Source organism: Sphingobacterium sp. MYb388 (assembly GCF_037479535.1).
Classification (GTDB): Bacteria; Bacteroidota; Bacteroidia; order Sphingobacteriales; family Sphingobacteriaceae; genus Sphingobacterium; species Sphingobacterium anhuiense.
On record NZ_JBBGYV010000004.1, the window covers coordinates 56,484 to 75,732 of the forward strand.

Below are 19,249 nucleotides of genomic sequence, written 5' to 3' on the forward strand. Positions count from 1 at the left end.
TCAATTTATATAAACAGTTAGTAATTTTATGATCAGAAATATTGATGCAGAATAGTAAGTTTTGTAGAACGTATAAAAATTTTATTAAATTTTATCAATTTAAAACACATATACTCTGTAGATGTTATAAGCAGCTTATTGTTAAAGAAAATGTGACCCTAGATTATAGAATAGCTCCTGAAAACTATGGTCAGAAAGACCTCTTTATTTTATTGATAACAGTTCTTTAATGTGTGCATTGATCCTTTTTTCTTGTGCATTTTCTGTCTTTTGTGAAATGATGTCATCAATGACCACTTTCTGTTCGTCAGAGGGTAAATCCTTAAAATTTTTGTACACATCTGCGTCCTTAAAACATTCTTTGATCTCATCTTCACTGGTAAGTTTATCATCAGATGTTTTGACCATGTTTACAATGACTTCATCACCACCGCTTTTATTGATCGCTTTCCGAATCGTGCCGTTTAGTGAAATACGTTTATCGTTATTTTTTAGGGGAGCAAGGTTCATGTCCTTGAACTCGTAACCGTCAATTGTACCCGATACTTTAATAAACCCCCATCTACCCCTGATATCTTTCGTCCCAGGAATGACCAGGTGGTAAGTCCAGGCACCTTTTCCTGGTTCATGTTGTATCTTTAATTTTTTGTTTTTTAGTAGTTCTTTCATGATAAAGAGTAATTAAACTTTAAAATTATGTTTTCAAATATTGTATGTCATTTGCTCTTTGATGCAAAACTGAGATCTTGAACCTATAAGAGCATTGGTTTCCATTATTTTTGTGTTGATACCGGAACGTCGGAAACACTAATTGCGCTTTTCAATCTAGGTATTACAATTATACCTTCTTCAGGGTCTCCGATGGACTCATATTGATCGCCAAGGAAAAAGACTCCGGCTAGAGCTGCGGTAATGGCGTCTGCCTCGTCATGGCTGATTTTGGTCTTGAGATATTCACCTCTCAACCCCAATAGGGAAATACCTGTTATTAATTCTTCTAAGCCTTTTTGCTTACGTGGCAATCCAAGTATATCCTGACATCCGCCAGGAAAAGTTTCTATAATAGTATATCCAAGCTGTTTGAAGTGTGAAGAAAGCATTTTACCTCTTAATGTGAGTTTTTGCATACTTTTTATGAGGGGCGGATATGATCTTATTCCCCTTTTTAACAGTAACCGTTCACACAGCCTGGTAATCCCAAATTCCTGTCTTCCAGGATCATCATCAAACACTGTAAGCCTACCTCGAGGCAGTGTAAGGGGGGCGTCAATAGAAATAACATGTGGGTTATATTGAATGGTTTGCTCAATAATTTCCTGATCGCTACGCAGTCTTTTTGTTTCCACCAGTCCACGCTGCAAGCGTGCCCAGCCTGATGGTTTCTTTTCAGAGCTTGTAAGATCGATACCTACGACAACTTTTTGGGTTGAGGTTATTGTATCGTAGATCGTAAGTCTATCAAATTGCGTTAACATGATTTTAAACTGAATTTATGAAATAAGTACTGTCAATTGGCACAGTTTAATATGTAGGAGCTACACAGATTCTTTGCCACCACAATCAAGCTCACTTAGGTAAAGATCAAAAAAATAATAATATGTTGAAGCTTTTTTTTGCCTATGTGCAAGATATTGAAAATTATTCTTTTTTATCATTTCTAGATTTAATTTGATCATTTAATAGGTGACATATATGTTTCCATCACGTGATCAAATGCAAAGATGTCTGAATTTGCATTTCTAAATTTATACAAGTTATCCATGATTAAAAAGAGGTTATTTTTTTAGTTAAAAGCATGAGTTTTTTTATAAATAGAGCTATTGGAAGGAAAAATTGAAGGAAAAATTGAAGTAAATTTACCATACTAAGCTTTTGTTAGTAAAACATAAAGTATAAATTATATGATAACGGTTACGAAAACACATATTATCTCATGTTAAAGAAAGATACATTTTCATTTTTATCTAGGTTGGCAAAAAATAATAATACAGATTGGATGAATGCACATCGTGATGAATATAACGAGTGTTTAGAGAATTTTACAGAACTTGTTTCTCTACTTGTTGAAGAAATTGGTAAGTTCGATCAGGATATTCTGTCATCAAATCTGACAGTCAAAAGTTGTATTCCAAGAATGAACCGGGACTTACGATTTGCAAAAGATAAATCCCCTTATAAGACATATTTATATGCTGTTATCAGTAAAGATGGAAGAAAGAGTGGCAATGCAGTTTATTATCTAATTATAGAACCAGGAAAATGCAGTATTGGTGCAGGGTCCTTTCAACCTGATAACAAAAACTTAAGGAAATTACATCAGGAGATAGACTTTAATTTAAAGGACTGGAACAGACTTGTTTCAGATAAAAAGCTGCTTGCAAAATTTCCTAATGGAATCGTATCCAATAAGTATCTAAAAAGAATACCACGTAACATTGATGAACATAATCCTGCACTTGAATTTTTAAAGATGAAAGATTTCTATGTTTCTCGGAATCTTGAAAATATTTTTTTCACAAAAGAAGATAATTTAAAAGAAATCATAGCTTGCTATCAATCAGCAAAGGATCTGAATCAGTTTATTAATACTGCTTTAAAGGATTGATAATAGATTTTTCACGTCACCTATTTTAAAATAAAATAAGTATCATAAATTTTGTTGACAGTTTTGTTATTAAAGCATGTGTGAGCACAGCTATGAATTACCTAAAAATAGACTTTTAGGTAGATTAGAACAAAAGATCAAATAGCTGAACTACTAGTTTGATATAATGTTAGATCAGGCTAGTAGTTTCTATTGCTTAATAAAATTCTGTTGTTTTTTACTTTTAATATCTTCAGTTCGAATTTCTAAAATCATGGGGCATCAAGCCTGTCGTCAGTTTGAACAGACGTCTGAAATATTTCGTGTAGCTGAATCTTAGTCGATTGGATAGGACACTTTAATTTCCCGTGGCCTGTCTCGCGACTAGTTTCCAGCTATCCTGCTTAGCCATCCATATATTCGTGAATCGTCGATTTTTTATTTTTCCATCTTTACTATGTTCCTGCTCACTTCCCATTACAATTGCTAGATCGTCTTGAAAAGTGATCTTTTCCACAACCCGATCAACTTTAGGAAAAACATGGCCACGCTTTATTAAAGCTAAAATGTCATTAACGTTAACTATTTTTCCCATTGCATTATTTACAACATAGTTTTCGGTCCAAATTGATTTTAATGCGGTTGTATCTTTTTTATCTAAGAGGGTTGTCCATTCTTTTTCTAACTTTCTGATTTGGTTCTCTTTTGTTTTCGTCTGCGCCATTAAGTTGCTGGATAAAAATAGGAAGCTGACAAAGCTTAAGAATAATTTCATGATATATTAATTTTAAATTGTGAAAATTTGTTACTGATATGTTAGCTGCGAAAAAATATTGCATAGTTTTTTCGCAGGTAACTAAACAGCTTTAACAAAATAGCATTATATCATAGAAAATGGTAAAATATCTTTGAAAAGAACAATTGATTCCGTAATAATTACCATATACAAAAGACAGACTTAATCTGTACCCATTTATCAAATTCCTGTTGACCGTCCGACTGTGCTGGAGGATAAAGAGAATATAGGAGAGGAGGAAGACCCGCCGACAGCAGAAGGACTCCTTACTAATCAAGAAAATTGGGTACAGGATGAGAAATCCAATGATATCCGTATCGGTACTTTAGGTGGCATACTCTGTTCGATCTGGGTAAGCTTTTCTTTGGGTGATATCATGCATACAGCACTAATGGCTGTTGTGGGGACGGTCGTGAGTTATGTGACAGCAGGCTATTGGGAAGAATGAGGAAAAAGTGATAAAGTATGCACAAAACTTCTTGAACTAGTTTAAGGTTATTTCTTAAACTAGTTTATGGGTGTAGGTTCTTTTTTGTTCTCAGTTTTGTAGAAGTAGATCGGAAGGTGAGAGATGACCTATATTACATGCTTTGATCTTAATAGTGCAGATGATAAATGATTTATTAAAACTTTAAAAGAAAATATATATGCCACACGTAGTTGTTAAAATGTATCCTGCCGATTCGGAGGAACAAAAAGTAAAACTTGCCGCAGAGATTACAAAAGTAATCATGAGTGTTACAGGAAAACCAGATGCTGCTGTATCAATTAGAATTGATGAAGTATCTGAAGATAAATGGATGCAGGAGGTTTATAACAAAGAGATAATTCCGCACCTAGATGATCTTTACAAAAAACCCGGATATTAATCATATCCGGTATTATTAGAGTTTAAATATAAATATATCCGCTATGGAAAACCAAGTAGAAAACCAAATTGCCGAACTATTAAAGGGATATGCCCTTGCAATCAATGATGCACAGACAGCATCAATAGGGGCGTTCTATTCTGAAGAGGGGCTGTTCATGCCCGAGGGATTTAAAACATTAACGAAACAAGACCTATCTCCCGAAAAATCATCAAATTTTCTTAGGAAAACTGATTTTAAGATTGAATACACCATTGAAAAAATTGAGGTGGAAGAAAATTTTGCATTTGTATCGGCAACAGCAAAAACCAGTATGAAAGAAAGCGCTACGCATGATGCTGTGATGAAACAGACCCGTGATTTATTTGTTTTGCGAAAAGAAGAAAATAGCTGGAAAATATACCGTTATATTTTTAATAATAGTCCAAGCCTCACTATATAGTTCGCACAGGATGAAGGCAATTGTTTTATATCAGACCGGTGCTGCCGAAAATTTAAAACAGGTGGATCAACCCTTACCTGGGGTAAATCCTGGTCATGTTTTAATAAAGGTGAAGGCTTTTGGATTGAACCGCTCTGAATTGATGACGCGGAAAGGACTCTCTCCCGATGTTTTATTACCACGTGTGTTAGGAATTGAATGTGTAGGAGAGGTTGAACATGATCCTTCCGGCCAATTAAGGAGGGGGCAACAGGTGGCGGCATTTATGGGGGGTATGGGACGTGATTTTGATGGCAGCTATGCTACATATGCAGTTTTGCCGTTGTCCATTATTACTCCATTTGAAAGTAAGCTCCCATGGGAAATACTTGGGGCACTTCCAGAAATGTTTCAGACCGCTTATGGTTCTTTACACGCTGCGCTTAAAATACAAAGTGGAGAAACGCTTTTAATCCGTGGGGGAACCTCCTCTGTAGGGCTTCTTGCTGCTCAGCTTGCCAAGGCATATGGACTACATGTGGTATCTACCACACGAAATCCTGATAAAGAAAAATTTCTTTTGGATCATGGTGCCGACCTGGTCCTGATCGATGACGGGAACTTAGCCATGAAAGTTAATGGTCTACCTGAAATTGACAAGGTGCTGGAACTCGTTGGTGCTGGGACTTTAAAAGATTCTTTACAATGCGTTAAACTAGGAGGAACCGTGTGTATGACAGGTATGCTTTCTGAACAATGGTCTATACCCGATTTTGCTCCAATGGAATTTATTCCAGCAACTGTAAACTTAACAATTTATGACAGTGGGCAGTTTCGTGTGGAAGGCGAATATTTTCAGACGTTTGTTGATGATATTGAAAAGGGGCTAATTGCTCCGGTTGTGAAACGTTTCTTTCAATTTGAGGAAATTGTGGATGCGCATGTTTTTATGGAAAGTAACGCAGGTGGCGGTAAAATAGTTGTACTGGTCTAAATATTTAAAAATTTTTGAAAATGGAGTTATCTAGTGCAATACAAAATAAATATCATGTTACTGGTAAAGGCGCCGAAGAAAAGTTTCAGGCGGAAATTATCGCGGGCTTAACGGGTAATCCTAAAAGGCTTCCATCAAAATATTTTTATGATTCTTTTGGCGATAAGCTGTTTCAGCGTATCATGGATATGCCAGAATATTATCTGACGAGATGTGAACTGGATATATTCCGTAGCAAGACTGCCGAACTCGCCGCAGCGATTTCAACACATGGAGAACCTTTTGATCTGATTGAACTTGGCGCCGGTGATGCCACGAAGTCATCCTACCTGTTGCAATATCTGATAGATAGTAATGCCGACTTTTCTTATATGCCGATCGATATTTCCAAAAATATCTTAACGGTTTTAGATAATAAGCTAAAAGGAGCAATGCCTTTACTGAAAATTACCTGTCTAGAAGGTGAATACTTTGATATGCTTGAGGAGGCGCAACGCCTTTCGAAACGTAAGAAGGTTGTTCTTTTTCTGGGCAGTAATATTGGTAATATGGAGTTAGCAGAAGCGCATGAATTTTGTAAACAACTAAATAGAAAGCTTGCTAAAGGTGATATTGTCTTAATTGGATTTGACCTGAAGAAAAATCCACATACAATATTAGAAGCCTATAATGATAAAGCGGGTACTACTGCTGCTTTTAATCTCAATCTCTTGTCGCGTATAAATCGTGAGCTTGGAGCTGATTTTGATCTAAAGCAATTTCAGCATTATCAAACCTATGATCCTGTGACAGGTGCCTGTAGAAGTTTTTTGATAAGTCTCCATGATCAGATGGTCCAAATTGAAGGGCATACTTTATCATTTTATCGGGATGAGCTGATACATATGGAAATTTCACAGAAATTCTCTTCATCTGAAATCAAACAACTTGCTCACGATACTGGTTTTAAAAGTATGCGTGAAATAACGGATGACAACCATTGGTTTTTAGATGCCGTTTGGCAAGTAATCTAACTTTAATCCATTTGTAATTATGACAATACGAAAGACAGATCGTTTATTAACTCTAAAATCACGGTATTCAGCGGTACGCAAACATAGTGTTTCTATTTGTACACCGCTTCAAATTGAAGATTATGTTGTACAGCCCATCGGCGACGTAAGTCCACCGAAGTGGCATCTGGGACATACAACCTGGTTCTTTGAAACCTTTATACTGCAGCCAAACTTTCCGGATTATAAACCATTTGATCCTCAGTATAACTTTGTATTCAATAGCTATTATGAAACTATCGGCGCTAGAGTGATCCGGACAGATCGTGGTAATTTGAGTCGTCCTTCTGTTGAAGATATATACCGGTACAGAACTTATGTAGACAGCAAGATGCAATTATTTTTAGAAAGTGATTGTATGACAGCTGCTTTGGAAGATCTGGTGGAATTGGGGCTCAACCATGAACAGCAGCATCAGGAACTTTTGTTAACAGATATAAAATTTATACTGGGCCATAATCCGTTGTTTCCAGCATATAGTCAGGATCTTGATTTATATCCAACCAATCAAGATCCGGCTTCGATGATTAAAATTAATGCTGGAGTTTATGAAATAGGATTTTATAAAGAAAGCTTCTGTTTTGACAATGAAAAGGGGCGGCATCAGGTATATCTCAATGATTTTGAAATAGCCAGTCCACTTGTTACAAATGCGGAATATCGGGAATTCATGGAAGATAATGGTTATCATGATTTTAGATACTGGCATGCAGAGGGATGGGACTGGGTTAAGCAAACCGAAACCGCAGCTCCTTTATACTGGCATTTTATAGACGGAAAATGGATGAACTATACTTGGAACGGTATGGAAGAGGTTAAAATGGCCGAAGCCGTTTGTCATATCAATTTTTATGAGGCTTCTGCCTATGCTGCCTGGAAAGGATTTCGTTTGCCTACAGAAACAGAATGGGAAATCGCATCAGAACATTTTAACTGGGGGCAGCGATGGGAATGGACCGGTAGTGCTTATCTTCCTTATCCAGGATTCAAGAAAGAGGCCGGTGCAGTGGGTGAGTACAATGGAAAATTTATGATCAATCAGATGGTATTGCGCGGAGCATCTCTTGCGACACCCAAAGGGCATAGCCGAAATACCTACCGCAATTTTTTCCATGCAAGCCAGCGTTGGCAGTTTACGGGAATTAGACTTGCAAAATAGTGTTTTTACGCTAATGATCAGATCACAGAGGTCGCATTATCATGTGCGTTAACTAATGATATATAATACAACAAAAATGAACAGAAAATTTCTTCGGTATATTATTCTGACAGCTTGCATTTCGCTAGGCTTTCTGGGATCATCCTATGCACAAGTTGCACACGATATGCGTTATTTTATGCAGGGTGAAGGTACAAGTAGTCAGATCCCATACGGAAACAATGCCACAGCGGGACATTATGTGCACTCTGGAGATGCTAAAATTTATTATGAGCTCTATGGAAAAGGTAAACCCATTGTTGTTTTACATGGAGGGATTGTTGGATCTGCTCTTGAAATGGGTCAGTTTATCGATAGTTTATCGCGCAATTATCAGGTTATCGCTATTGCTACACGTGGCCATGGTAAGTCCGAAACGGGTTCGTTAATCCCTAGTTATGAGCAGAAAGCGAAAGATGTCGCTGCTGTTATTCAGGCATTAACTACAGATAAAGTGATGGTTTTGGGATTTAGTGATGGAGCATACACCGGATATTTTTTTGCTAAGCATTATCCTGAAAAAATTAGTAAGCTTATTGCGATTGGTGCCGTAGAATGGAAACAGGGATTCAGATCATTTGATATGACCCTCGAAAGACTTTCTGCTATGGACACGCAATTCTGGAAACAGCAATTGGCTTTGAGACCCAATCCCAACACAACGGAACAATGGCTAAAAAGTGTTAATCGTTATTATAATGGTTTAACTATTGGAAGTCCAATTTTCGAAAAGATTTCCTGTCCAGTTTTGATTATGGCAGGGGAGAAGGATCAGAACGCACCACTTCATACTGTGTTAGATGCGTACCACATGATTCCACATGCGCAGTTAAGTATTATACCCAATGCACCCCACCCGGTATTTATTGCCAATTTTCCTGCGGTGTGGGCAAGTATGAAACCTTTTATGAATCAATAAATACCGAAAGAGATTTTGGTAAATTATTGAATCGTCAAAGTTGCAGTCAATAAGGACTTTGAACTATACTATCAAAAATATATAGCAGATAGATGATTGTAAGTGCAATATGCTGGAGGTTGTTCATCTAGAAATGATATATTTACGTATACTAAATGCGAATTAATTGGAACAGCCACATACAGAACAGCTATTTGTTAGATTGATAGATCATTTTAAGCAATTTTTTCATCTTAATAATACTGAACAAGAAGAAATTGAAAGACTTTTTACATCGAGGGTAATAAAGCGTAAGCAATATTTATTACAGGAGGGTGAGGTCTGTAAGCACTATTCTTTTGTGGTGTCCGGATGTTTCCGGATGTTTGCCGTTGATTCCAATTTCCGGGAGCATAATCTTCAGTTTGCTGCAGAGGATGATTGGATAACGGATTTTCAAAGTTTTTACGATCAGTCACCCAGCAAATTGTATATTGAAGCGATTGAACCTTCAACTGTCTTCCAGATAAAGCATGAAGATCTGCTTTACTTATATATCAATTACCATAAATTCGACCGTAATTTTAGAATCATTACCGAGCGGAAATTGATCGATTACCAAAATCGGATATTACAAAATATTAGCTCTACAGCAGATGACCGCTATGAGGCGTTCTTAAAGCAATATCCACATCTGATCAATCGTTTACCCAATACACAGATTGCTTCTTATTTAGGAATTACTTCGGAATTTTTAAGTAAGATCCGAAAAAAAAGTGTTGGTAAATAGTCATCTTTTCATATTAGATCTGAGTTCGTTTCAGATTATTTCTTAAACTAGTTCAAGGGTAGCATTCGTAAGAACTATTTAATTTTGTGGTAGAATCAGCACAAGAGTAGTTGTTACTGATCAAAGTTATGGAGGTAGCAAATTAAGAATGGAAAGAAAAAAACGTTTCAAATATGATAAAAAATAGAACACAGCAGATTAAAACACCTATTGTTGAGCGCATGGTATTTGTGCCTACTTTAGTTTTTACAGTATTTTCGATGACTAAAGCTACGGCACAGCAGATTAGGCTAGATGAGGATCGGTTAACCGCTGTACAGACATCTATGTCGATTACGCATATTAAAGGTCAAAAAGCTGTCCGGGTAGTGAAGTCTGCCGCAGTTAAGGAAGATGATGAAGCGACTTATGTTAAGATCAATGATTTCAATTTTAAAAATGGCGTGATTGAGGTTTTATCACGCTTACTTCCAGATGCACCGGCACACGCCAGAGGTTTCATTGGTCTCGCTTTTCGTATAAATGAAGATGATTCAAAATTTGAAAGTATTTACGTACGCCCTACCAATAGTACAGCAGACGACCAGCTGAGAAGAAACCGCACCATTCAGTATTTTTCTTATCCTAATTTTAAGTTCACACATTCCAGAGCAACCGCTCCGGGACAATATGAATCTTATGCGCCTATAGCGCTTGATGAATGGATAAAATTAAAGATTGAGGTAAATGGTGATCAAGCTAAATTATTTATCAATGGCTCAAAGCAACCATACTTAATTGTAAACGATCTAAAAATGGGTGCTGATCAATCCGGATCTTTAGGGCTTTTTGTCGATATAGGCACTGAAGGATTTTTCAGGAATCTAAAGGTGAGCCAAACGCCATAAATCCTCGTGTTTATTGAGCTGTATTATTAAATAATATCAGCAGATTCTTTATTGAGATAGATGTTCAATTTAACCTCTCTAAATTTTATCGTACAGTGTAGTTCACTCATAAATTTATCCATAGAAGGTATGTTATTGATCTCAATAGATTTTTTTCTTAAATTGCTTATAAAAATGAAGTTTTTATATTTAAATGTTCTGTCTAATTCTAAAGTGTAGAAACTGATGATGAGCAAAAGCTTGATGAATAAATATTGTTAAACATAGAACTGCGGAAAATGAACTTAGCTCAAAAACTGGGATATCCTGAAGACAGCAAATTATTAATGATCCATGCTGATGATGCAGGGCTATGCCATTCCGAAAACAGAGCAACTATTCAGGCACTTCAATATGGAATCGTGAATTCGTACAGTATCATGGTACCCTGTCCATGGTTTTATGAAATGGCCAATTTCGCAAAAGAAAACCCAAAATATGACAATGGAATCCATCTTACACTTACCTGTGAGTGGGAAAATTACAGATTTGGACCTGTATTACCGATCGATGAGGTACCGTCTTTGGTAGATGAAAATGGCTATTTCTACAAAAACAGAAGCAGTCTATTCAACATGGCTAAACCGGAAGAAGTAGAAAAAGAACTTCGTGCACAAATCGAGAAAGCACTGCGATTTGGGTTGAAGCCAACGCATATTGACTCACATATGTGCAGTGTCGGCGTATCTGCGCAATTTTTGGAGATTTATATTAATTTAGGAAAACAATATAACCTCCCGGTTTTCTTAAATAAGGAATTTACCGCGTCTGTTTGCTTAACAGAGGAAGAGTATAATTTTGAGGATGTATTACTTGCAGATGTTCTTCATATTGGAAACTATAATGCTTTTGAACAAAATAAACTAATGAGTTATTATGAAAGAGCTTTAGACAATGTAGTACCAGGCTTCAATGTGCTATTAATCCATCCTGCTTTCGATGATAATGAAATGCAGGGTATTACGATCAATCATCCTAATTTTGGCTCACAGTGGCGACAGATCGATTACGATTACTTTACAAGTGAAGCATGCCGATTAAAAATCGAGGAAAATAAGATCCAATTAATAACCTGGGATAAAATTAGAAACAGCAAATAGTATTTTTATAAAATCAAATTGATGTATCTTGTTTAGGAAGGCCATAATATGGTAATGTCCATTTATAAACATCATTTTTAATTAAGTGTTCAAAATCGCGTATGTTGTATTAAATAGGGTATTGCTTTAATAGGCAGTGTTGTTTAGGAAGCGAAAATTATTTTGGTCTATTAAAATAGTAATTTGCTTTCATAAGTTGCTATAGATAATATTGAAATGCTACTAAATGCTGTATTTTAAATAGTAACTTTGTTTACACAATTCTAAGCCACGGTAGGCACTGATACTGATTTATTATTAATCGTCAATTATTTTTAACGTTACATCCGTGTTGCGATTATTTAATTATAAGTGATTTTAAAGGAATAGTTTTTTCGAAATTCATCCTTTGCCCACATAATAAGTACAGTGCCTCATCTATTGTGTTTTTTTTCGGAGCAATCTTGGTCTGAGTAAATATATACCTATTTCAAATTTTCAGAACATATTGTACATACTAATACAAAAAGATGATATATCCTTACATTATTGAGAAATTTGCTCATTTTAATCTGAATGACGAGGAGATCTATGAACTTTCCAAAATTCTAAGCTTTAAAGAAATTCAACGTAAAGAAGTTCTTTTTTCTTTCGAAGAACGCGTAAATACTATTGCTCTTTTAGTTAAAGGGGCTATCTATTCCAGCACTCTGGATATTGATGGATCAACGCGCATAACAGGCTTTCACTATCCATCTTCATTAACCGAAATTGTTTTTAATTATGAAGATTATTTACAAAACGCATCCTCAACGAAAATTTTTAAGGCCTATGAAGACTCAACCCTTCTTCTTTTAGATATTGCTTCTGTAAAACGACTCTATGAAAAATTTCCAAGATTTTATCAGTTGGAGCTTATGATTATGGAACCAAATTTTTTAATGGCCTTAAAAAATCTACGAATACTACAGGCTAAAACTTCTCAGGATAAAATAAAGTTGTTAAAAGATCATTTCCCCAATATTTTTCAGTTATTCCCCTACAATTATATCGCATCATACTTAGGGATACATCGCAATACATTCAATAAAGTCATGGCGTCACTGTAGATCATTCGCTGAGAAAATTATATAAGCATTTTTGAGATGCATATCATGATATATTCTAAGTGTTTTTAAGAAAAATATAAATAAATAGTTATTAACATTGCTTTTATTTTTATTTTAAGGTGTTTTTTTTTTGCACATTTTTGGGCATTTTCTATTTTTTGAAGATGTTAATTTAGTGCTATGAAAAGCAGTACATTTATAAATGGACCAATAGGAATAAGAATAGTAGACGATTCAGCGATATATCGAAGGCTATTATCGCTACTTATAGAAAAAGACGACAGGTTTTTGTTACTTGGTGTATTTAATAGCGGATATGATTTAATCTCCAATATGAAAAATACATGCTTTTCGCCGTCTGTTTGTTTGTTGGATATTTTAATGCCAAAATATAATGGCGTGGAAACAGCGCGTTTGTTGCAGATTAATTATCCTAACATATTAAGTTATGGATTAAGTACTTTACATGATGGATTAATGGTACAGCAGATGTATCAGAATGGTGTTAAACAGGTGTTTCAGAAAGGAAATTATCAATTAACATATATTCTGGACGTGATATATGAAGACTGTTCTATAGTAACGGATTGAAATAGGCCATCAAACCTATTAAAAACTTCGACAAAGAGTTGAATTAAATTAGTAGACTAGTATTAAAAAGATCTTATCACGTAGGACATTTTCCTCATCAAATTACTTATTGATTTTTATTAAAATACCGCTATAGGAGAGAAAACATTCAGAATGTATGTTTGTATAATAAAGTGAATAAGAGTGAATAGCAAGCCTGATAACCTTAAAGTTAATTCCTTAAATAATTAGTATTATCCATAAATAACATGTATTTGAAGGATGTTTTTTAGGTAATAATAGTTTTTTTAACTAAGTTTTTGATTATGAAATCTACGATATTTATTATATTTAAAAACCTTGCAAGGAGCAAATACAGAAATTGTCAAAATTTCTGATTTTTTGGAAGGAGAACCGCAGAGATGTTATACAAGCAGATATTGTTTAGCAAGAAGTTATAAAAACCTGAAGTCTTAAAATTATTGATAATACTTGATATTGAAGTTATGAATAAGGGACCAGTAAAAACAAATGAGTCGGAGCGGTTAGATGCACTATATAATTACGAAATATTAGATACGCAACCCGAAGAAGATTTTGACCGTATTACAAAAATAGCTTCGCTGGTGTGCGGTGTACCGATCTCACTGATCTCCTTAATTGATGAGGACAGGCAATGGTTTAAATCCCGGGTTGGTCTTGATGTCGGAGAAACTTCCAGAAGCTTGGCATTCTGCCAGTACGCTATTAAAGATCGTGATTTCATGGAGGTTCCAGATGCGCAACAAGATGAACGATTCAAAAATAATGAGCTTGTTACCTCGGACCCCTACATTCGATACTATTTAGGATTTCCTTTGGTTGATCCAGACGGTTTTGCTCTGGGAACGCTTTGTGTTATAGACACGGTGCCTAAAGACATAAGTTCAGATCAAAAACAGGTGCTGTCGCTGCTTCGTGATGAGGTCGTGTCCCTGATTATCAATCGAAAAGAAAAAGAAAGATATAAAGAAAGCGAACGGGAATTAAAAGCATTTTTTGATAATTCCCAAAGTCTGATGTGTACGCATGATCTGGAAGGTAATCTGCTTAAAGTTAATAATGCGAGTGCATCTATCTTAGGTTATACTAGAGCTGAAATTGAAAAACTGTCTCTTTATGATATTATTCCGACCAAAGGGCATAAAAATTTAGATGCGTACCTCAACCAGCTTGTTAAAACCGGTACGGCAAAAGGAGAGATGCGCACTAAGACAAAGTCGGGCGAATTACGTATCTGGTTATTCAATAACATTCTCCAGACGAATGGTGATAAAAAACCATATGTCATTGGTAATGCCGTTGATATTACGGAACAGCATTTTCTTGAGAAAGATCTAAGGGAAACTCAGGGTATGTTAACACGGACCGGAAGGGTTGCCCGAATAGGTGGGTGGGAGTATAATCTGCTTGAAAAACATCTGACCTGGTCTGATATAACAAAAGAAATTCATGGTGTCCCACCTACTTATCAACCTGATATCGCTCAAGGGTTAGACTTTTATAAAGAGGGTGAAAGTCGAACAAAAATTAGCCAGGCAATTGATGAGGCGATTACTAAAGGGATCTCATGGGACTTGGAGCTGGAGATCATCACATTTAAGGGTGAAGATCTTTGGGTACGGGCATTGGGCAATGCCGAGTTTGAAAATGGTCAATGCATTCGTTTATACGGCACCTTTCAAGATATTGATAAGCGAAAGCGTATCGAGGCTGAATCTGTGAAGTCTAAAAAGCTTCTGGAGGATGTACTGGAGGCGACATCTGCAGTAGGTATTATTGCGACAGATAATGAAGGTCTTATAACGCTCTTTAATAAAGGTGCTGAAAATCTTCTTGGTTACAGCACTGAGGAGATTATCGGCAAATTCACACCTGCTCTTTTCCATGTAGAAGAAGAGATGTTGGCCCGCGCGAATGAACTTACGATTGAATTGGGGCATCAAATAACAGGATTTCGCGTTTTTGTTGAAAAGCCTGAACTTTACGGGGCAGAGCAAAGAGAGTGGACCTATGTTAGAAAAGACGGACAATTATTATATGTTTCCCTTGCAGTAACTACCATTCGGGACACGGAAGAAAACATAATTGGTTATCTGGGTATTGCTACCGATATCAGCAAGATTATTCATCAACGGGAAGAATTGGAAAAAGCAAAAATTCTTGCTGAACAGGGAAGTATTGCGAAATCTGAATTTTTAGCAAATATGAGTCATGAGATCCGAACTCCTCTCAATGGAATCATCGGTTTTACAGATTTGATGACCAGAACTTCGCTCGATGATACCCAGCACGAATACTTATCTATTGTGGATCAGTCTGCAACTTTACTATTGAGTATCATTAACGACATTCTCGATTTTTCAAAAATTGAAGCCGGAAAACTGGAGCTGGACATTGATAAATGTGATCTTTATGAATTGCTGACGCAGGTAACCACTTTTTTAAATATTCAGGCACCGGGTAAAAACGTTGAATTTCATTTAAATATATCGAAGGATGTACCGCAATATATCTGGGTCGATTCCCTTCGTGTTAAGCAGGTATTAATGAACCTCCTAAGCAATGCAAAGAAATTTACAGAGAAAGGTAAAATTGAGCTATGTGTCGATTTTTTATCTAAGGAAGATGATCTGACCAGCTTGCGTTTCAGTGTGCGGGATACGGGCATCGGTATAAAAGCTGAAAAACAGGAGAAAATTTTTGATGCTTTTTCGCAGGAAGATGCGTCGACAACAAAACGATACGGCGGTACGGGACTGGGATTAACGATCTCTAATAAACTGCTGAAGATGATGGGCAGCGGTTTAAAATTGGAGAGTACTTATCTGGTTGGGAGCCGTTTCTATTTTGATCTTAGTGTGCGGTATGATGATGGTATTGTACGCGAATGGCTAAATCTGAAAACCATTCGAGCGGTGTTGATCGTAGCTGATGATCCTGCCAAGCGGACGCTTTTAGCACAGATGTTAAACCTGCAGAAAATTAAAGTTTTCGAAGCGGCTAATGGATTTGAAGTGTTACAGCTGTTAATGAAGGGCAATCAGTATGATGTTATTATTATTGACAATGACCTCCCGATAATGAGCGGTGTTGAAACCATTAAAAAGATCAAGGAAAAATTATTTAGTATCGATAATGATCACACGATCATACCGATATTTGATGCTAACGAGGGAAATATAAGTAACATATGTACATCCTTAGGTATCAGGCATTGGCTCGAAAATCCGGTCGTACATAATGATCTTTATGCCGTTCTGTCAAAAATTGAAATACAGGAGATTGAAAAAGCCGGTGATCCTGGGACTGAATATCGGAAACATGGAGAAGGCTTTAAAATTCTTCTTGTGGAAGATAATGAATTTAACACACGTTTAGAGACCATCTTGATCCGAAACATCATGCCGGGAATCGAGATTCTGGAAGCTAAAGATGGACTACAGGGAATTGCGATTTTTAGGGATATGCATCCAGATCTGGTTCTGATGGATATTCAAATGCCTGATATGAATGGATACGAAGTCACGGAAGCAATACGTAAGGAAGAAACAGGAATTAGAACTCCTATTATAGCTTTAACTGCAGGTAATGTACTCGGGGAAAAGGAGAAATGTCTGGCAGCAGGAATGGATGATTTTGTGGTTAAACCAGTGGTTGAACAGACATTACGTGCCGTGTTGACCAAATGGCTTCATCGCGAATAGTTCGTTAAAGAATTAAAAGGGTAGGTTTACTTCGTTAATAAATGCTGGAATAACTCTTAATTCAAAAACTTCGACGTAACCGAAATATAGGGTAAAATGTGATGTTCTTTATTTTTACTTTGAATGTATTCATAGATATGCTGTGAAACAAATTTGTTTACTCAAATTAGTCTGTATGTTGAGCATACTTTTACCCGCTTTGATTGATATCGACTATGCTTCGCACTGTGGTTAATACGCAACTCCTGTGTAAATACCCTAAATCATCCCTGTACTGAACTATCGATGCATCGACCTGTTCTTTTTCTATAACTGTTTAATCAACTAAAATATTCATTATGGAAAATAACTTAAACAACCCGGATATCATCAACGACTTAATAAAGATTAATAATGATCGCATAGCAGGCTATAAAAGGGCTTTGGATCTTGCTCATGGTTTAGAGCTTGACACCCTGCGCCAGATATTTGCAAATAACATCCTACAGTCCGAACGTTTTATTGAAGAATTGAAACCTTATGTACTTCGAGAAGGAGAGCAACCTACAGATGAGACGATGTTAAGTGGTAAGCTGTTTAGAATGTGGATGAGTATTAAAGGAAATATTGTCGGAAATGATAGACATAGTTTGCTCGAAAGTTGCGAAAAGGGTGAAGATGCGTTTAAAGAAATGTATAAAAAAATACTTGTAGAGGATGTCAACGATTTATCATTGGGCGCATGTAATAAATTGTTGGAACAATTGAGCAAACAATCTGAATCGCATAATGAAATTAAAAGTTTGCGCGACCAGGTGCCCTCATAAATAATATCCGATGAAAAATGAAACTGGAATCACAGCTGAGTGATTGATGACAACAACAATACCCGGTCTTGCCGGGTATTGTTGTTTTAAATATATATGTGTTCTTAATCTTGTAAAAGCGCTAATGCGGTCTCATTACCTTGTTGGGCAGCCAGATCTGCCACCGATAATCCTCTGGTGTCCAGAATACTTTTATTGGCACCCCGCTCTAATAAAAGCTGCAAGATTTCGTTTCTTCCAAACATAGCCGCAAACATGAGTGCAGTACTACCATTTCCATGTCGGAGATCGAGATTAGCACCATGATTGATCAACAGTTCTGCCATATCTTTATAGCCTTTAAATGCCACACCCATCAGTGCACTGTTGCCTCCGTTATCTTGGGCATTGACATGTGCGCCTGATTTCAGTAATAATTGCGCAGCTTCATATTGGTTATTATAACAGGCAATGATAAGTGGACTATACCCTTTGTCATCGCGACTATTTAGATCTACTTTTTGGCGAATGAGTTCTTCTAGTACTTCAATATTGCCTGCCCGTGCGGCGTGAATGATAATGTGCGCATCCTGTATCATATATTTTTTATTTAAGTCTTCCGTTGTATAGCAATAACAATCTAGAGCTATTTTAGTTGCCGATAAAAATTAATTTATGAAATTTTCAAAAGCTGTATTTCCTGGATGATTAACGCTTGATTTTGACCACTATTAGCAGAATTAGTTTACAGGAAACAGTAAATAAAAGTTTGTAAATGTAATTTATTACCAATTAGTGGTGTTAATACTTGAAATCAAAGTAACGGTGAACTCCTGTTCCGATGAGTTGTTATTCTTGTACAAATATTTTATTAAGTAACTCAATGTATTATGGAAAATCATTTGAACAACCCAGAAATTATCAATGACCTGATTAAAATTAATAATGATCGGGTGGAAGGTTATAAAACAGCATTAGATCTTTCGCATACACTAAGTTTGGATAGCTTACAGCAATTATTTGCAAAATATATCTTACAATCACAGCATTTTATTGAAGAGCTGAAACCTTTTGTCGTTTTGGAAGGTGAACAACCTACCGATTCCACTATGTTAAGCGGTAAACTGTTCAGAATGTGGATGAGTGTGAAAGTAACCATTGCAGGTAATGACAGAAAAAGTTTATTGGAAAGCTGTGAAAAAGGAGAGGATGCTTTTAAGGACACGTACAAAAAAATTCTACAAGAGGATAATGATCAATTATCTATAGAGGTGAAAAATATACTGTTAAAGCAGTTGGATAAACAGCTGGAGGCACATGATGCCATTAAAATGTTGCGTGACGAGGTAACGTTGTAAATAATGGATGTTTAATCTCGAAACAGTAATTTCCGCTGAATAAGCGATCAGCATTACGATCATAAAAATACCCG

At 36.2% G+C, this 19,249-nt stretch carries 20 protein-coding genes; 16 read left to right on the top strand and 4 right to left on the bottom strand.

Translation table 11 applies throughout. The features are described from left to right. Positions 1-204 precede the first annotated feature (204 nt). Entirely contained in the window at positions 205-669 is a 465-nt protein-coding gene (locus WH188_RS13930) for a YdeI/OmpD-associated family protein (RefSeq protein ID WP_339424154.1), read from the bottom strand. 104 nt (positions 670-773) lie between these two features. Continuing rightward, complete coding sequence (locus WH188_RS13935; protein ID WP_339424155.1) at positions 774-1,127, bottom strand: hypothetical protein; 354 nt, start codon at positions 1,125-1,127, stop codon at positions 774-776. An 806-nt stretch (positions 1,128-1,933) separates the two neighbouring features. Here WH188_RS13935 and WH188_RS13940 point away from each other — a divergent pair. Then, complete coding sequence (locus WH188_RS13940) at positions 1,934-2,605, top strand: DUF2461 domain-containing protein (RefSeq protein WP_339424156.1); 672 nt, start codon at positions 1,934-1,936, stop codon at positions 2,603-2,605. Positions 2,606-2,942: 337 nt separating this feature from the next. Here the strand turns inward: WH188_RS13940 and WH188_RS13945 are convergent, their stop codons facing one another. Next, complete coding sequence (locus tag WH188_RS13945; RefSeq protein ID WP_339424157.1) at positions 2,943-3,359, bottom strand: nuclear transport factor 2 family protein; 417 nt, start codon at positions 3,357-3,359, stop codon at positions 2,943-2,945. A 226-nt stretch (positions 3,360-3,585) separates the two neighbouring features. On the opposite strand from WH188_RS13945, the gene WH188_RS13950 reads away from it, so the two are divergent. The 14 genes from WH188_RS13950 (at position 3,586) to WH188_RS14015 (ending at position 17,838) form a co-directional block, all read left to right on the top strand. Next, complete coding sequence (locus WH188_RS13950; RefSeq protein WP_339424158.1) at positions 3,586-3,828, top strand: hypothetical protein; 243 nt, start codon at positions 3,586-3,588, stop codon at positions 3,826-3,828. Positions 3,829-4,027: 199 nt separating this feature from the next. Further along, a complete protein-coding gene (locus WH188_RS13955) occupies positions 4,028-4,249 on the top strand; it encodes a tautomerase family protein (RefSeq protein ID WP_339424159.1) in 222 nt (73 codons plus the stop codon). Between the two features lie 43 nt (positions 4,250-4,292). Next, the gene (locus WH188_RS13960; protein WP_339424160.1) at positions 4,293-4,691 is read left to right on the top strand and encodes a YybH family protein; all 399 of its coding nucleotides are present in this window, start codon (positions 4,293-4,295) and stop codon (positions 4,689-4,691) included. 10 nt (positions 4,692-4,701) lie between these two features. Then, positions 4,702-5,664, top strand: a complete 963-nt coding sequence (locus tag WH188_RS13965; protein ID WP_339424161.1) for a zinc-binding alcohol dehydrogenase family protein — start codon at positions 4,702-4,704, stop codon at positions 5,662-5,664. A 20-nt stretch (positions 5,665-5,684) separates the two neighbouring features. Next, a complete protein-coding gene (gene egtD, locus WH188_RS13970; protein ID WP_339424162.1) occupies positions 5,685-6,677 on the top strand; it encodes an L-histidine N(alpha)-methyltransferase in 993 nt (330 codons plus the stop codon). 19 nt (positions 6,678-6,696) lie between these two features. Continuing rightward, on the top strand, positions 6,697-7,875 hold the full coding sequence (egtB, locus tag WH188_RS13975; protein ID WP_339424163.1) for an ergothioneine biosynthesis protein EgtB: 1,179 nt from the start codon (positions 6,697-6,699) through the stop codon (positions 7,873-7,875). Positions 7,876-7,951: 76 nt separating this feature from the next. Further along, positions 7,952-8,833: an alpha/beta fold hydrolase gene (locus tag WH188_RS13980; protein ID WP_339424164.1), complete on the top strand. Its 882-nt coding sequence runs from the start codon at positions 7,952-7,954 to the stop codon at positions 8,831-8,833. A 166-nt stretch (positions 8,834-8,999) separates the two neighbouring features. Next, positions 9,000-9,602, top strand: a complete 603-nt coding sequence (locus tag WH188_RS13985; RefSeq protein WP_339424165.1) for a Crp/Fnr family transcriptional regulator — start codon at positions 9,000-9,002, stop codon at positions 9,600-9,602. Positions 9,603-9,775: 173 nt separating this feature from the next. Further along, positions 9,776-10,489 (top strand): family 16 glycoside hydrolase, encoded by a 714-nt coding sequence (locus tag WH188_RS13990; protein ID WP_339424166.1) that lies wholly within the window; start codon positions 9,776-9,778, stop codon positions 10,487-10,489. Positions 10,490-10,767: 278 nt separating this feature from the next. Then, positions 10,768-11,628, top strand: coding sequence for a polysaccharide deacetylase family protein (locus WH188_RS13995; protein WP_339424167.1), 861 nt, complete (start codon positions 10,768-10,770; stop codon positions 11,626-11,628). 509 nt (positions 11,629-12,137) lie between these two features. Continuing rightward, complete coding sequence (locus WH188_RS14000; protein WP_339424168.1) at positions 12,138-12,716, top strand: Crp/Fnr family transcriptional regulator; 579 nt, start codon at positions 12,138-12,140, stop codon at positions 12,714-12,716. Between the two features lie 180 nt (positions 12,717-12,896). Further along, positions 12,897-13,307 carry a response regulator gene (locus WH188_RS14005; protein WP_339424169.1) on the top strand — a complete coding sequence of 137 codons (411 nt, stop codon included), beginning with the start codon at positions 12,897-12,899 and terminating at the stop codon, positions 13,305-13,307. A 485-nt stretch (positions 13,308-13,792) separates the two neighbouring features. After that, the gene (locus WH188_RS14010) at positions 13,793-17,032 is read left to right on the top strand and encodes a PAS domain S-box protein (RefSeq protein ID WP_339424170.1); all 3,240 of its coding nucleotides are present in this window, start codon (positions 13,793-13,795) and stop codon (positions 17,030-17,032) included. A gap of 338 nt (positions 17,033-17,370) precedes the next feature. Beyond that, the gene (locus WH188_RS14015; protein ID WP_339424171.1) at positions 17,371-17,838 is read left to right on the top strand and encodes a ferritin-like domain-containing protein; all 468 of its coding nucleotides are present in this window, start codon (positions 17,371-17,373) and stop codon (positions 17,836-17,838) included. Positions 17,839-17,942: 104 nt separating this feature from the next. On the opposite strand, the gene WH188_RS14020 is transcribed toward WH188_RS14015, so the two are convergent. Further along, positions 17,943-18,416, bottom strand: a complete 474-nt coding sequence (locus WH188_RS14020; RefSeq protein WP_339424172.1) for an ankyrin repeat domain-containing protein — start codon at positions 18,414-18,416, stop codon at positions 17,943-17,945. A gap of 291 nt (positions 18,417-18,707) precedes the next feature. On the opposite strand from WH188_RS14020, the gene WH188_RS14025 reads away from it, so the two are divergent. Next, positions 18,708-19,175, top strand: coding sequence for a ferritin-like domain-containing protein (locus WH188_RS14025; RefSeq protein WP_339424173.1), 468 nt, complete (start codon positions 18,708-18,710; stop codon positions 19,173-19,175). Positions 19,176-19,249: the final 74 nt, after the last annotated feature.

Coding starts and splice junctions, on each gene's coding strand:
- WH188_RS13930 (WP_339424154.1), bottom strand. CDS start 669: ATGAAAGAACTACTAAAAAACAAAAAATTAAAGATACAACATGAACCA.
- WH188_RS13935 (WP_339424155.1), bottom strand. CDS start 1,127: ATGCAAAAACTCACATTAAGAGGTAAAATGCTTTCTTCACACTTCAAA.
- WH188_RS13940 (WP_339424156.1), top strand. CDS start 1,934: ATGTTAAAGAAAGATACATTTTCATTTTTATCTAGGTTGGCAAAAAAT.
- WH188_RS13945 (WP_339424157.1), bottom strand. CDS start 3,359: ATGAAATTATTCTTAAGCTTTGTCAGCTTCCTATTTTTATCCAGCAAC.
- WH188_RS13955 (WP_339424159.1), top strand. CDS start 4,028: ATGCCACACGTAGTTGTTAAAATGTATCCTGCCGATTCGGAGGAACAA.
- WH188_RS13960 (WP_339424160.1), top strand. CDS start 4,293: ATGGAAAACCAAGTAGAAAACCAAATTGCCGAACTATTAAAGGGATAT.
- WH188_RS13965 (WP_339424161.1), top strand. CDS start 4,702: ATGAAGGCAATTGTTTTATATCAGACCGGTGCTGCCGAAAATTTAAAA.
- egtD (WP_339424162.1), top strand. CDS start 5,685: ATGGAGTTATCTAGTGCAATACAAAATAAATATCATGTTACTGGTAAA.
- egtB (WP_339424163.1), top strand. CDS start 6,697: ATGACAATACGAAAGACAGATCGTTTATTAACTCTAAAATCACGGTAT.
- WH188_RS13980 (WP_339424164.1), top strand. CDS start 7,952: ATGAACAGAAAATTTCTTCGGTATATTATTCTGACAGCTTGCATTTCG.
- WH188_RS13990 (WP_339424166.1), top strand. CDS start 9,776: ATGATAAAAAATAGAACACAGCAGATTAAAACACCTATTGTTGAGCGC.
- WH188_RS13995 (WP_339424167.1), top strand. CDS start 10,768: ATGAACTTAGCTCAAAAACTGGGATATCCTGAAGACAGCAAATTATTA.
- WH188_RS14000 (WP_339424168.1), top strand. CDS start 12,138: ATGATATATCCTTACATTATTGAGAAATTTGCTCATTTTAATCTGAAT.
- WH188_RS14005 (WP_339424169.1), top strand. CDS start 12,897: ATGAAAAGCAGTACATTTATAAATGGACCAATAGGAATAAGAATAGTA.
- WH188_RS14010 (WP_339424170.1), top strand. CDS start 13,793: ATGAATAAGGGACCAGTAAAAACAAATGAGTCGGAGCGGTTAGATGCA.
- WH188_RS14015 (WP_339424171.1), top strand. CDS start 17,371: ATGGAAAATAACTTAAACAACCCGGATATCATCAACGACTTAATAAAG.
- WH188_RS14020 (WP_339424172.1), bottom strand. CDS start 18,416: ATGATACAGGATGCGCACATTATCATTCACGCCGCACGGGCAGGCAAT.
- WH188_RS14025 (WP_339424173.1), top strand. CDS start 18,708: ATGGAAAATCATTTGAACAACCCAGAAATTATCAATGACCTGATTAAA.